Source organism: Lysinibacillus sp. EB271-A1-10B, assembly GCF_058791335.1.
In genome coordinates this window covers 56,755-70,399 of the sequence record NZ_JBYTDL010000011.1, presented here as the reverse complement: position 1 = coordinate 70,399, position 13,645 = coordinate 56,755, and the positions used below count along the sequence as shown (strand labels likewise).

The following is a 13,645-nucleotide window of genomic DNA, read 5'->3' as shown; positions in this document are numbered from 1 at the left end:
AGCATACGTCAATTTCCCTTTTTATTTTTAATGCGGTAACTCGCGTTTTTGTTTACGATGTTCGCGTCTTGCTGGTCCCGTTTCAAACAGACGTTTTTCCGCATCTGTTTCAGGATAAATCGCCGGAACTGGCTTAGGTTTACCTTCATCATCCACTGCAACCATCGTTACAAAGGATTCCGTCGTTAATTTCTCCTCACCAGTTTCAATGTTTCGTGAAATAACTCGAACATAAACTTCCATTGAAGACCGTCCAGTTGACGAAACGATGCTTTCAATTTCTAAAATAGCCCCTACATGTGCTGGCGATAAAAAGTCAACCGAATCGATAGAAGCTGTGACTACATGACCTTTTGCATGTTTCATTGCTGTAATAGCAGCAATTTCATCAATATACGCTAACACTCTTCCACCAAAAATGGAGTTGTGATTATTTGTATCTGGCGGTAATACGAGACGAGTTTGAACAGTACGTGACTGGCTCATCGGTATTGCGTTGTTTGACATAATTCTTGCGACTTCCCTTCATGAATGTTCTTTCGTCATCGTATCGCAGAACAAGAGTTGTTGCAAACTAGAACGATTTTTTCATCGTAATTAATTTCATATCTGTCATTTCTTCGATTGCCCACTTAATGCCTTCACGACCGTAGCCACTCATTTTTACGCCACCATATGGCATATTATCAACCCTGAAAGTCGGAATATCATTAATCATAACAGCACCTGCCTGTAATTCATCCGCTGCATATAATGCATCTTGCAAAACATTCGTATAAATTCCAGCATTTAAGCCAAGGTCCGACTCATTCACTAGTCGAATAGCGTCATCTAATGTTTCATATGAAACAATTGAGACGATTGGTGCGAATGTTTCCTGACAAACAACTTTCATATTTGCCGTCACATTCGTCATTACAGTCGGCGTTAAAGTACGTTCCGTAAATGTTCCTCCTGTAGCAACTACCGCCCCTTGCGACTTTGCTTCCTCAATCCATTGACGAATACGCTCAACTTCTTTTTGGTTAATCATTGCACTAACATCAGTATTTGTATCTAGTGGGTCACCTACCACTAATTTCTCTGTCTCGGCAACAAACGCCTTTGTAAATTCATCCATAATAGATGTGTGTACATAAATACGTTGTAAGGAGATACAAACTTGTCCAGCAAAATTAAAGGCACCACTGACACAAAGCGAAATAATTTTATCAATTGGTGTCGACGGCTCGACAATTACTGCCGCATTGGAACCAAGTTCTAAAGTAACTTTACGCAAACCTACTTTTTCTTTAATGCTCAATCCAACTTTACCGCTTCCCGTGAATGTTACCTTTTTCACAAACGGGTGAGTCACAAGTGTATCACTTAGCTCTCCACCGCTACCTGTAATAATTTGAAGCGCACCATTAGGTAGACCTGCTTGCTGGAAAATTTCCGCCATTACGATAGAACTTAATGGCGTTTGCGTCGCTGGCTTTAATACAACCGTATTTCCAACTGCAAAGGCAGGACCTAATTTATGTGCCACTAAATTAAAGGGGAAATTAAAGGGTGTAATGGCTGAAATTACACCTAGAGGCTCTAGCTTTGTCCAGCCAATACGATCTCCTGCCCCAGGTGCAGCATCCATCGGTACCGTTTCACCCTTTGCTTGCTTAGCCCCCTCTGCAGCAAATTGGTATGTTGCTATTGTGCGTTCTATTTCAGTTAAACCTGCTGATATTGGTTTACCTGCCTCTAAAGCTAAAATTTCAGCTAATTCCTCTTTACGCTGGCGCATTATGTCGACCACTTTATACAATATTTCGGCACGTTCGTAGGCTGTTGTCTTTTTAAACGTTTGGAATGCCTCCTGAGCACCTTCGATTGCTCGTTCAACGTCAGAAATTGACGCCTTAGCTACCTTTGCAATAACCTCACCACTATAGGGTGATTTCAGTTCATATGTTTCCTTTGCGTTCTGCCACTCGCCATTCATCCAAAGTTTTGTTTCCTTCATCCTTCAAATGCACCTCCAAAAATCAAGTTCTTCTTTATTTTATCACGAAGAACTTGCTGCTACAGCTGCTGCACTTACTGCTGCGAACATTGCTGCCTGCTGTGCTTGAATTAGCAATTCAATGGATGACATGATTGACATTGATAAGGATTGTTGTACATTCGCCATATCATAAATAGCAATTTGTGTGGCCATAAATAACACAAATTCACGATGCCATTTTAAAAGTTTCATACCCTTTAACTCATGATATAAATCAACAATCTGTTGAAGCTGTGCTTGATTCACTTCAAGGATTGCTAAAAAGCCCAGTAATGGATAATGCATCGCCTTGACCTTTACATCTTGATTTTTTAGTGTGTCACGAATCGTTACAACATTAGGCACTAACTTATTATCATATTGAGGTGATAAGAAAGTCAGTACTTGTGATAGCCATTGAAGCTCATTGCCTGCATTAAAATTATACGTACGTAGTTCTTTATAATAACGATTCATTGTTTCTGCACGTAGCTCAACGTCGTCAGATTGGCTACTTAACAATACGGCATAGGGAATATCATCGTACGATGTTAAAAATCGGTGGTGCTTGCGGATTGCATCAAATAATGCGCGTGCTACCTGTGCATGTGCACGTTTCTCATTTTCCTCTTCCGTTAAAAACTGTGCACCTATAAAACTAAAATTCCCGCTTCTGAACTTTACCTCTTTCATTATGCTAACGTTCGTCAGTAAATTTCTCACCGCTCGTTCTGTATCCTCTTGCTCCATCAAATTTGCAGCAATACTATAACCTACCGTCGTTCGTAACGGAGATGACCATGACGTTTGCTTTTTCATTTCTTGTAATACTTTTTTATATTTAACGGAATCAAAGGGTTTCCCAGATGCCACATATTTGCTAGCGATTGCCAACACAATTTTACGATCAACCGTCCGACCGACAGCCTTTGAGACATCCTCCACAGTACTTGTAAACTGATTTTCAATCATAACAAAGTCCATGTTTAACACGCTCCTTTTTCCATATTTACGTAATATATTACCGAAAAGATTCAACTGTTTTTTTAAAAATTAAACCTTCCATACACTTTTTCCAGAAGAATGAACATAAAAAAAAGCGGCAATATTTTTGCCGCTTTCCATAAAAGAAAATTTGCTTAATTGCTTGTTCGGTGTACTTAAATTAATCCTAATTCTTTTAATTCCTCTGCGGAAAAGGCTCTTGATCTTGTTAAAAACCTCTTACCTTCAACGCCTTCCAGTGAAAACATACCACCTCTACCGTCGACGACGTCCAAGATTATTTGTGTATGCTTCCAATAATCATATTGATTTTTATGCATGTAGAAGGCAGCACCACCAATCTCTCCAAGACAAACATCCTGGTCACCTAATAGTAAGTCTCCCTCTGGATAACACATTGGCGAGGAGCCGTCACAGCATCCACCTGATTGATGAAACATAATGGGCCCGTGCTTTTCTTTCAATAATTCGATTAGTGCTAGCGCTTCTTCTGTTGCCAAAACACGCATGACCACGCTCATGCACCTCCCTACTAATTAGAAGAAGCCAAGTTTGTTTTCGCTGTAGCTAACTAATAAGTTTTTCGTTTGCTGATAATGCGCTAACATCATCTTATGGTTTTCACGACCAACACCTGACATTTTATAGCCACCGAACGCTGCATGTGCAGGATAAGCATGGTAGCAGTTTGTCCAAACACGCCCAGCTTGAATACCACGACCGAAGCGATATGCCGTATTCATATCACGTGTCCATACACCTGCGCCTAAACCGTATAGTGTGTCATTTGCAATTTCTAATGCTTCCTCTTTTGTTTTAAATGTTGTTACGGCAACAACTGGCCCGAAGATTTCTTCTTGGAAAACACGCATTTTATTATGTCCTTTGAAGACAGTCGGCTTAATGTAGTAACCATTTTCAAAACCTGATCCTACATTATTTTTCTCTCCTCCAATTAGACATTCTGCACCTTCTTGCTTACCAATATCTAAATAAGAAAGGATTTTTTCCATTTGCTCACTCGAAGCCTGCGCTCCCATCATCGTATTCGGATCAAGTGGATTCCCAACTTTAATCGCTTCAACACGCTGTAGGACGCGTTCCATAAATTTATCGTAAATAGACTCTTGAATGATTGCACGAGAAGGACATGTACATACTTCACCTTGATTTAGGGCGAATAATACAAAACCTTCAACTGCTTTATCTAAAAAGGCATCGTCTTCATCCATAATATCTTCAAAGAATATATTTGGTGACTTACCACCCAATTCTAATGTAACTGGAATAAGATTTTGTGAAGCATATTGCATAATTAAGCGACCTGTCGTAGTTTCACCAGTAAAGGCAATTTTGCCGATCCGTGGATTCGATGCTAATGGTTTTCCTGCTTCTAAACCAAAGCCATTCACAACATTAAGTACGCCCGATGGCAATAAATCTTCTATTAATTCAATGAACACCATTATCGAAGCTGGCGTTTGCTCTGCAGGTTTCAACACAACACAGTTTCCAGCTGCCAGTGCAGGTGCTAGCTTCCAAACGGCCATTAATAACGGGAAATTCCAAGGGATAATTTGACCTACTACCCCAATTGGTTCATGGAAATGATAAGCGACTGTATCATTATCGATTTGGCTTACCGCGCCTTCTTGTGCACGTAAAGCCCCCGCAAAATAACGGAAATGATCAATCGCAAGAGGGATATCTGCATTTAATGTCTCACGTACCGCTTTTCCGTTATCCCAGGTTTCGGCAACGGCTAGCTTTTCTAAGTTTTGTTCTATGCGGTCCGCAATTTTAAGTAAAATGTTTGCACGCTCTGTTGGAGATGTTTTGCCCCATTCTTCTTTTGCGGCATGTGCTGCATCAACTGCAAGTTCAATATCCTCAGCAGTAGAACGAGCTAATTGTGTAAAAACTTGTCCAGTAACAGGTGTAACATTATCAAAGTATTGTCCTTTCACTGGAGGTGTCCATTCCCCACCAATGTAATTTTCATATTTTTCTTTGAATTGAACTACCGACCCTTCAGTGTTTGGAAATGCATAAACCATTTTACTTCTCCCCTTTACACAAAATAATGAGAAAATAATCTACAAAAATCACCATTTTCATCGAAATAACGATATTTTCATAGATACCCTCTTACTCAATATATTGTCAGAAACAAAGAATAATTTCAACTTTTTAAAATTTTTTTAAATTAATACTGAAATCTATTCTTGAATCGATTATTCTTCGGCATAATAGCCTCTAGAATCGACTTTGTGATTAGGCTTGCAAAGTGGCTTATATTTGTTAGAAAAGCTTCTAGGATTCACGGTTTGACCAACTATAATGTATACTTAAAAATAATATAAATGTATAGGAGAACAGTATGCGGATTAATAAATATTTAAGTGAGACAGGCATTATATCTCGTCGAGGCGCAGATAAATGGATAGCAGAAGGTAAAGTAACGATTAATGGTGAACTTGCTACAGTCGGCAGTCAGGTTGAGGCTGGTGATATGGTTTGCGTTGATGGAAAAGAGGTAAAAAAAGAAGAACAGCTCGTTTATATTGCCTTAAACAAACCAGTAGGAATTACAAGCACAACTGAACGTCATATAAAAGGAAATGTCGTTGATTTCGTCAACCACCCTCTTCGTATTTTCCATATTGGACGACTAGATAAAGAGTCAGAAGGGCTATTATTATTGACTAACGATGGGGACATCGTCAATAAGATTTTACGTGCAGAAAACCATCACGAAAAAGAATATATCGTGCAAGTTGATAAACCTATTACGGAGCAATTTATAAAGAAAATGGGCGCTGGTGTAGATATTTTAGATACTACAACCCTACCTTGTCATGTTGAAAAAATATCTGATAAAGTCTTTAAAATCATTTTAGAGCAAGGCTTAAACCGTCAAATACGTCGTATGTGTTCAGCGCTTGGGTACTCCGTTAAACGTCTACAACGCATTCGTATTATGAATATAAAGCTTGGCAATTTAAAAGTTGGACAGTGGCGCGATTTAACAGACAAAGAACGAACAGAACTATTCAGACTACTTAATTACACACCAAAATAAAGCCATTTAAGGGGATGGGACTATGCTGTCAATTCAAAGCACTGAGCAGTTAACCGGTGCACGTATTAGCGGTGATTTTTGGGATTTAGATGAGCTGATTAATGCTATTTACAAAATAACTGGTGATGAAAACAAGTATTATGATTATCAAGGAGCGCGCTTTCGCATTCTTAGTGTTTGTTATAATCTCCGTCAAGCTGCCAAGGGGAAGCATCAGCTTGAGTTTGTTAGCAACGGGCTCAATAAAAGTGTTCTGACACAGCATGAACTAATTTTCCCTAACAAAAATGCTTATTTCGCAGCAGAGATTCTTTGGCCAGAGCTAATCTTTACTGCTATCGCATTAAACGATTTCATTCGCCTACATCAAGAGCTAATTGATTCTTCTGATTGGAATATTGACGTTGCCACAATTCGTAAATTCCAGGCAGCTGTTGCAAATTGTTTAGAGCAGGAGCTCCATGAAGATGAATACTTAGTATTTTTAAGAATGCTGCACACTAAAAGTCCATTAACATTCCGTTATGCCACACAGTATGTAGATGTTTTAAATCTTGAGTATATTCATTTAAATTTAGAGGCACGTAAAGCTCATTTAGCGGCATTTGCTCTGCGCTTGATGTTAGAAGATGATGAATATGTAGCGTTAAAATCACAGCTCATGGAAGTTGCGATGACTACAAAAAAAGCGTTACATGAAATTGAAATTAACACTAATTATCCTGAAACTATTTTGTGGTAGATAGAAAGAGCCGTCTCAATTAATTTTGAGACGGCTCCTTTTCTTCTATATTGTCGTGTAAGCCATTTTTCGAATAACTTCCTCGTGCTGTGGATAGTCAGCTAATAGCTCAACTTGTGTAAATAATTCGAAGTCTTCAAAGTCAAAGCCAGGTGCAACCATACAGCCTACTAAACTAAATGTATCTGCATCCTCTACGGATGAGCCAAATATAGTATTTTTCGGTACTGCGATTTGTGGTACTTCTCCTGCCTCTACATTTAATCCAAGCTTCTTCGCCTCATATGTACCATCCGGGAAAATCATATGGACCGTTAGTGGGCTGCCAGCATGATAATACCAAAGCTCGTCTGATTTCAAACGATGCAAATGCGATATATCCTGTGAACGTAGTAAGAAATAAATACTTGTATAAATAGGTCTCTGTACATCTCTTACAGCCATATCGTCCGATGCCCGAAACGAGGATATATAGTACCCTCCTTCAGGATGCTCTGCTAAATTTAATTTTTCGATAAAATATTGTGCTGAATACTTCATACAACATCACTCCTTTCTTCCACATTACCAAATAATAAAAGATGAAAGCTACTCCTATTTTGTCAATTTGATAAGTAGTATCCGTCGTTTGGGCCTTTCTTTCCGTCGCTTTGATAATTATCCGTCGCTCTGGACCTGCTTTCCGTCGCTTTGATTGTTCTATCCATCGTTCTGGACCTGCTTTCCGTCACTTTGATTGTTCCATCCGTCGCTCTAGCCCTTCTATCCTTCACTTTAACATTTCTATCTGTCGGTTCACTCCTCCGTTTATACGAAAAAAGACGTCCCAAAAATTGAGACGCCTTCTCCCTCTATAAACCACCTAAATAAGCAGCCTTTACTTGGTCACTCTCTTGAAGCTCTTTTGCTGTACCTGATAATACAATACGTCCCGTTTCAAGTACGTACGCACGATGCGCTACCGATAATGCCATATTCGCATTTTGCTCAACAAGCAATACAGTTGTGCCCTCTTTGTTGACTTGCTCAATAATATTAAAAATATTTTTTACCATGAGTGGCGCAAGTCCCATTGAAGGTTCATCCATTAATAACAATTTCGGTTTTGCCATTAATGCTCGCCCCATCGCTAGCATCTGCTGCTCACCGCCCGATAATGTACCTGATTGCTGTTTCCGACGTTCGAAAAGACGTGGGAATAGTTCAAACACATGATCCATATCTTTTTTTATGCCAGCCTTATCGTTGCGAAGGTATGCGCCTAGCTCTAAATTTTCCTCAACGGACATATTGGCAAAAACACGGCGCCCCTCTGGAACATGTGAAATGCCTGATTTTACTATTGTCTGTGCAGCCTTCCCTGCGATAGAGAAGCCTTCATATTCAATGATGCCACCCTTTGGTTTTAATAGGCCCGACAATGTTTTTAATAATGTACTTTTACCAGCACCGTTTGCACCGATTAACGTTACGATTTCACCCTCATTTACTTCTAAAGAGAGGTCCTTTAATGCTTGAATATTACCGTAAAATACATCTATATTTTGTACTTTTAGCATTAGCTGATAACCTCCTCACCAAGGTAAGCTTCAATTACCTTTGGATTGTTGCGAATCTCTTCTGGTGTCCCATCTGCGATTAATTGTCCGTGATCGAGCACGTATATACGTTCACAAATCCCCATAACTAAGCTCATATCGTGTTCAATTAGAAGAATTGTTAAGCCAAATTCTTTACGAATAAACGCTATTAATTCCATTAAATCATGCGTTTCCTGCGGGTTCATCCCTGCTGCAGGCTCATCCAATAAAAGTATCTTAGGTTTTGCAGCTAGGGCACGAGCAATTTCTAATCGGCGCTGCATCCCATAAGGTAAATTTTTTGCAAGCTCATCCTTATAAACATCTAAACCAAAGATTTTTAGAAATTCAATAGATTGATGCTCCATTTCTGCCTCACCTTTAAAATGATTCGGCAAGCGGAAAATGGAAGACCACATAGAATGCTTGGCAAGCGAATGGTTCGCTACCTTAACATTATCTAAAACAGATAGCTCCTTAAATAAACGAATATTTTGGAACGTACGGCTAATACCTTTTTGTGTTACTTGATATGGTGCAAGCCCGTTCAACTTTAAACCGTCAAATGTAATCGTGCCCTCCGTTGGCATATACACTCCAGTAAGCATGTTAAAGCTAGTTGTTTTACCAGCACCGTTGGGCCCTATAAGACCTACTAGCTCCCCTTGATTCAGGTACATATTAACGCCCTGTACCGCCTTTAAACCACCGAATTGAATGCCCATGTTTTCTACATTGATAAGAAGGTTTCCAGCCATTATTTTGTACCTCCTTTTTTACCAAACTTAAATAAGTCCGTAACTTCTTTTGTTCCCATTAACCCTGTTGGGCGATATAGCATTACGACTATTAATACTAAACTGTAAATAATCATACGTGTTTCTGGGAAGTTTGCTAGATATGCTGAGACTACTGTTAAGAAAATAGCTGCGATGACAGATCCTGAAAGACTTCCTAAGCCACCAAGTACTACAAAGATTAAAATATCAAATGATTTTAAGAACCCGAAAGTTGTCGGTTGAATAATGTAAAAGTTATGTGCAAAAATGGCCCCTGCAAGACCGGCGAAGAAGGAACCTATCGCAAAAGCTACAACTTTATAGTAGGTTGTATTAATACCCATTGCATCTGCCGCAATTTCGTCCTCACGAATCGATATACATGCGCGTCCATGACGTGAATTCGTAAAGTTCGAGATGACTAAAATTGTTAGAACAACACCTATGAATGCATAAGACCAGTTTGATAAATATAGAACCTGCATCCCTGCCGCGCCACCAACATAGTCCGTATTTAAAAAGATAATACGTATAATTTCCGCAAAACCAAGCGTGGCAATTGCTAAATAGTCACCCTTTAAACGTAATGTCGGAATACCTACGATTAAACCTGCTACAGCTGCTGCTAATGCCCCTAAGAAAATAGCTAATGGGAATGGAAGCAATAGCTTAGTGGTAATAATTGCAGAAACATATGCTCCAACTGCTAAGAAACCGGCATGCCCAATCGAGAATTGACCAGTAATCCCAATAACGATATGCAAGCTGACCGCAAGCATGATGTTAATACACATTGTGATCAACATATTTTGATAGTAAATATCGAGAATGTTTGTAGAAATAAGGATTTGAACAACTGCATAGATGACTAGCGCTAATACGGCATAGCCCCAGAAAACTTTAGACTTTTTCATCATTACCGCTCACCTACACTTTCTCACGGGCATTTTTACCAAAGATACCCGATGGTCTGAAGATTAAAATTAAAATTAAAATAACGAATGCCGCTGCATCGCGCCATAAAGAGAAACCAAGTGCACTTACTAATGATTCCACTACACCTAACAACATACCGCCAACCATAGCACCTGGAATAATCCCAATACCACCAAGTACCGCGGCGATAAAGGCTTTAACCCCTGGAATAACGCCCATTAATGGATCTATTTTCGTATAGTAAACACCAAAGATAACGCCTGCTGCTCCAGCTAGAGCAGAACCAATCGCGAATGTTGCTGAAATTGTATTATCTACGTTAATACCCATTAAACGTGCTGCATCTGCATCATGAGAAACCGCACGCATCGCTTTCCCGATTTTAGTTTTATGTACGATGAATTGTAAAAGAATCATCAGTACAATTGCTACAGATAAAATTAATATTGATGTACTACTGATTTGAACACCAAAAACATCAAATGATTTATTTGTAATGACTTCAGGATATGCAGCCGGTTGCGCACCTCTGAAGTAGATCGTTGTATATTCAATTAGTAGCGATACACCTATTGCCGTAATTAAAGCTGCAATACGTGTAGCATTTCGTAAACGCTTATAAGCAATACGTTCTATTAAAACACCAAAGATTGCACAGACCACCATCGCCAATAATAGCGCTGGGAAGAAGCCCAGCTCCCATTTAGCAATTGCGTAAAAGCCAATAAATGACCCAATCATGAAAACATCACCGTGGGCAAAGTTGATCAGCTTAATAATCCCGTATACCATCGTATACCCTAGCGCTATTAATGCGTAGATACTACCTAGTGAAATACCGTTCACAAGCTGCTGTATCCATTCCATAAGCGTTCACTCCCCTTTATTTTTCTGAAAAATGCAAAAATAGAATTTACTACTACATGTTATTATTGAAAATAGAGTAAATTGTGTCGTCTTTAAAAATTTTTTTCTTGGTCTATCTAGCAATCTCGCTTTAGATATTTTGAACACGGTAATGAAACTATATCCGCATTCATCTCATCACCTTCAATGGCGAGAGCCTCACTGAATGAAGGTAACATAAAAAGGAAGGCGTGTTTACCCGCCTCCCCTTGCCAAGAAAACATTAAGGATTAACTTTAGAGTTGAACACTTGTTTACCGTCTTTAAATTCAAGAACTGTTGCTGTTTTAATTGGGTTATGATTTTCGTCAACCGAGAAAGTACCTGTTACTAAAGAAAGATCTTTTGTGTCAGCTAAAGCAGTTTTAATAGCTTCCCCATCCGTAGAGCCAGCTCGCTTAATAGCATCCGCAATGTAGTAAATTGTGTCATAGCCAAGTGCATTGAATGCATCTGGTGCTTTATCACTGTTCGCTGCTTTAAACGCCTTTACAAAATCTTGAATTTTTTGATCTGGATCTTCTGCAGAATAATGGTTTGTGATATACGTGTTATTCAGCGCTTTCGCACCAGCTAGTTCAACTAAAGTTGGTGAATCCCAACCGTCAGCCCCCATCAATGGAACATCGATGCCCATTTCACGTGCTTGTTTAACAATTAAACCAACCTCTTCATAGTATCCTGGGATAAAGATAAAGTCTGGTTTAGCTGCTTTAATATTTGTTAATTGTGTACGGAAGTCAGTATCCTTAGCGACATATGCCTCTTCTTTTACAACTTTCCCACCATTTTTAGTGATTGTATCTTTAAATGATTTTGCTAAACCTTTTGCATAGTCAGATGCGTTGTCCGCAAAAATAGCTACATTTTTAGCTTTCAATTCACCTGAAGCGAAGTTCGCCGCTACAATCCCTTGGAATGGGTCAATGAAACAAGTACGGAATGCATATTCGTTAACGCTATCATCATCATTGACTGTAATGTTAGGAGCAGTACCTGAACCTGTAACAATCGGGATTTTATTGCTGTTCGCAATTTGAACAGTAGCAACTGTATTACCAGAAGTCGCTGGAGCTAGCATTGCTACTACTTTATCTTGTGTTGCTAGTTTAAGAGCTGCTGCAGTAGCCTCTGAGTTTTCAGATTTGTTATCTACTTTAACAAGCTCAATTTTTTTACCGTCGATTCCGCCTTTATCATTAATTTCTTTAACTGCTAGGTCTGCACCTACACCAATCGAAGAACCATAAGAAGCTACGTTCCCCGAAAGTTCTAAGTTTGCACCGATTTTAATAGTATCACCGTCAGAACCACCACCTGATGATGACCCTCCTCCTGAACTTGAACTATCTCCGCCACCACAGCCAGCAAGAACTCCTGCAAGTAGTGAAGATGCAACTAGAAGTGAGCCAAACTTTTTAAGCTTTTTGTTCTCTCTCATAATTTTATTCCCCCTAGAATTTTCTCAAATATTAGATATTTCAGATAATTATAAACAATTAATAGCATTTGCTCAATAACAAAAATAACCAAAATTATAATTTATAACTATCTATCTTTAAGTGAATCAAACTATTATTCATTTAGGACTTTTACATTGTAAAACATTCTTTATATTTAGTCTAGAGTGATTTTTCTGTATAATTAGTAATTTGTGAATTATCCATTAATTTATTGTGAATATTCATACAAACCTATCATTTCCGATTATTTTTTTCGATAAAGTCTCGTAAAAAGAAATCAGAAATTGCATGATCTAGAATATCAGGTACTAAAATGGTTGTGTTTATATGAAATTACTAATAACTATTTATTACCTAGGAAATAAATAGAAGTAGAGGGGTAATCATCGGTCTTTTGCTTTTAGTCGCTAAACCTTCATCAATTATGCCTTGGCATTATTGTGCCCGGAATCGGAAAAAAATTAAAAAAGCTTAAAGCTGGACTATTGCTCAGCTCTAAGCTTTTTTCAATGCAAACACACAGAGGCGCTCGTTAATATTTGTTTCATTTTCAAGATGGACCTCATGGATTAATTCAAAAGGTGTACCATGATGTAAAAACTGCAAATAATCATATGGTGGGTAGTATAAAATAATATGAATTTCGCGCATATGCAATTCATAAGACTTCCAAATATTATGAATAACTGTACGGAAAATATTGATTGAAAACGGATTAAAGAAAAAGAAAACTGTGTCGCATGGTTGTATAGCATAGTCTTCCGCTATTGAATGAATAAAGGAAATCGGAGCTTGAGCACTCTTCTTTTGAAGATAGTTCTTTTTATTATTCTCTGCCTCTGTATAAAAACCTGCATCCATTTCTACCCCAATTGTAGGAATATGAAATTTGTGATGTACATAAATAGGGACTCTCCCTTTTCCACATCCCATATCAATAAATACTGGATGATCAGGCATTTCATACTCCGAAAATAATTGTTCTAAGCCAGCATATGGCGTTGGCTCATAGCGATGGTAGTGAGCTAGCTTCGGGAAGCCGTATTGTTCACCTACTGTGTTAATATGTAAACATTTATCAAATTGATGTTCATTCATAATAAAACTCCTAAAAAAAAGAATGATTAAT

Annotated in this window: 14 protein-coding genes; 2 read left to right on the top strand and 12 right to left on the bottom strand. The window is 38.5% G+C overall.

Annotation, left to right across the window (positions count from 1 at the left end):
• Positions 1-27: 27 nt before the first annotated feature.
• The 5 genes from AC3WSK_RS15240 to adh form a co-directional block, all read right to left on the bottom strand.
• Positions 28-507, bottom strand: a complete 480-nt coding sequence (locus tag AC3WSK_RS15240; protein ID WP_079562402.1) for an acyl-CoA thioesterase — start codon at positions 505-507, stop codon at positions 28-30.
• A 67-nt stretch (positions 508-574) separates the two neighbouring features.
• A complete protein-coding gene (locus tag AC3WSK_RS15235) occupies positions 575-2,002 on the bottom strand; it encodes an aldehyde dehydrogenase family protein (protein WP_492414215.1) in 1,428 nt (475 codons plus the stop codon).
• Between the two features lie 42 nt (positions 2,003-2,044).
• Positions 2,045-3,007, bottom strand: a complete 963-nt coding sequence (locus AC3WSK_RS15230; protein ID WP_079562404.1) for a DUF4003 family protein — start codon at positions 3,005-3,007, stop codon at positions 2,045-2,047.
• A gap of 176 nt (positions 3,008-3,183) precedes the next feature.
• Positions 3,184-3,543, bottom strand: coding sequence for a DUF779 domain-containing protein (locus AC3WSK_RS15225; protein WP_079562405.1), 360 nt, complete (start codon positions 3,541-3,543; stop codon positions 3,184-3,186).
• A 21-nt stretch (positions 3,544-3,564) separates the two neighbouring features.
• On the bottom strand, positions 3,565-5,085 hold the full coding sequence (gene adh, locus AC3WSK_RS15220) for an aldehyde dehydrogenase (RefSeq protein ID WP_492414214.1): 1,521 nt from the start codon (positions 5,083-5,085) through the stop codon (positions 3,565-3,567).
• Between the two features lie 323 nt (positions 5,086-5,408).
• Between adh and rluF the strand changes: the two genes are divergently transcribed.
• The gene (gene rluF, locus AC3WSK_RS15215; RefSeq protein ID WP_079562407.1) at positions 5,409-6,110 is read left to right on the top strand and encodes a 23S rRNA pseudouridine(2604) synthase RluF; all 702 of its coding nucleotides are present in this window, start codon (positions 5,409-5,411) and stop codon (positions 6,108-6,110) included.
• Positions 6,111-6,132: 22 nt separating this feature from the next.
• On the top strand, positions 6,133-6,852 hold the full coding sequence (locus tag AC3WSK_RS15210; protein WP_492414213.1) for a DUF6904 family protein: 720 nt from the start codon (positions 6,133-6,135) through the stop codon (positions 6,850-6,852).
• A gap of 45 nt (positions 6,853-6,897) precedes the next feature.
• Here AC3WSK_RS15210 and AC3WSK_RS15205 read toward each other — a convergent pair whose 3' ends face one another.
• The 7 genes from AC3WSK_RS15205 to AC3WSK_RS15175 form a co-directional block, all read right to left on the bottom strand.
• Positions 6,898-7,392 carry a cupin domain-containing protein gene (locus AC3WSK_RS15205; RefSeq protein ID WP_492414212.1) on the bottom strand — a complete coding sequence of 165 codons (495 nt, stop codon included), beginning with the start codon at positions 7,390-7,392 and terminating at the stop codon, positions 6,898-6,900.
• 311 nt (positions 7,393-7,703) lie between these two features.
• Positions 7,704-8,411 (bottom strand): ABC transporter ATP-binding protein, encoded by a 708-nt coding sequence (locus AC3WSK_RS15200; RefSeq protein WP_079562411.1) that lies wholly within the window; start codon positions 8,409-8,411, stop codon positions 7,704-7,706.
• A complete protein-coding gene (locus tag AC3WSK_RS15195) occupies positions 8,411-9,190 on the bottom strand; it encodes an ABC transporter ATP-binding protein (RefSeq protein WP_079562412.1) in 780 nt (259 codons plus the stop codon). The genes AC3WSK_RS15200 and AC3WSK_RS15195 overlap by 1 nt, the downstream gene beginning before the upstream one ends.
• A complete protein-coding gene (locus AC3WSK_RS15190; RefSeq protein WP_079562454.1) occupies positions 9,190-10,125 on the bottom strand; it encodes a branched-chain amino acid ABC transporter permease in 936 nt (311 codons plus the stop codon). Before AC3WSK_RS15190 ends, AC3WSK_RS15195 begins: the two co-directional genes overlap by 1 nt.
• A gap of 13 nt (positions 10,126-10,138) precedes the next feature.
• Positions 10,139-11,014: a branched-chain amino acid ABC transporter permease gene (locus AC3WSK_RS15185; RefSeq protein WP_079562413.1), complete on the bottom strand. Its 876-nt coding sequence runs from the start codon at positions 11,012-11,014 to the stop codon at positions 10,139-10,141.
• A 262-nt stretch (positions 11,015-11,276) separates the two neighbouring features.
• On the bottom strand, positions 11,277-12,494 hold the full coding sequence (locus AC3WSK_RS15180; protein ID WP_079562414.1) for an ABC transporter substrate-binding protein: 1,218 nt from the start codon (positions 12,492-12,494) through the stop codon (positions 11,277-11,279).
• A 517-nt stretch (positions 12,495-13,011) separates the two neighbouring features.
• On the bottom strand, positions 13,012-13,614 hold the full coding sequence (locus AC3WSK_RS15175; protein WP_492414211.1) for a class I SAM-dependent methyltransferase: 603 nt from the start codon (positions 13,612-13,614) through the stop codon (positions 13,012-13,014).
• Between the last annotated feature and the right edge of the window lie 31 nt (positions 13,615-13,645).

Bases quoted from the DNA above. Each gene is read 5' to 3' on its own strand.
- AC3WSK_RS15240 (WP_079562402.1), bottom strand. From the start codon at position 507: ATGTCAAACAACGCAATACCGATGAGCCAGTCACGTACTGTTCAAACT.
- AC3WSK_RS15235 (WP_492414215.1), bottom strand. From the start codon at position 2,002: ATGAAGGAAACAAAACTTTGGATGAATGGCGAGTGGCAGAACGCAAAG.
- AC3WSK_RS15230 (WP_079562404.1), bottom strand. From the start codon at position 3,007: ATGGACTTTGTTATGATTGAAAATCAGTTTACAAGTACTGTGGAGGAT.
- adh (WP_492414214.1), bottom strand. From the start codon at position 5,085: ATGGTTTATGCATTTCCAAACACTGAAGGGTCGGTAGTTCAATTCAAA.
- rluF (WP_079562407.1), top strand. From the start codon at position 5,409: ATGCGGATTAATAAATATTTAAGTGAGACAGGCATTATATCTCGTCGA.
- AC3WSK_RS15210 (WP_492414213.1), top strand. From the start codon at position 6,133: ATGCTGTCAATTCAAAGCACTGAGCAGTTAACCGGTGCACGTATTAGC.
- AC3WSK_RS15205 (WP_492414212.1), bottom strand. From the start codon at position 7,392: ATGAAGTATTCAGCACAATATTTTATCGAAAAATTAAATTTAGCAGAG.
- AC3WSK_RS15200 (WP_079562411.1), bottom strand. From the start codon at position 8,411: ATGCTAAAAGTACAAAATATAGATGTATTTTACGGTAATATTCAAGCA.
- AC3WSK_RS15195 (WP_079562412.1), bottom strand. From the start codon at position 9,190: ATGGCTGGAAACCTTCTTATCAATGTAGAAAACATGGGCATTCAATTC.
- AC3WSK_RS15190 (WP_079562454.1), bottom strand. From the start codon at position 10,125: ATGAAAAAGTCTAAAGTTTTCTGGGGCTATGCCGTATTAGCGCTAGTC.
- AC3WSK_RS15185 (WP_079562413.1), bottom strand. From the start codon at position 11,014: ATGGAATGGATACAGCAGCTTGTGAACGGTATTTCACTAGGTAGTATC.
- AC3WSK_RS15180 (WP_079562414.1), bottom strand. From the start codon at position 12,494: ATGAGAGAGAACAAAAAGCTTAAAAAGTTTGGCTCACTTCTAGTTGCA.
- AC3WSK_RS15175 (WP_492414211.1), bottom strand. From the start codon at position 13,614: ATGAATGAACATCAATTTGATAAATGTTTACATATTAACACAGTAGGT.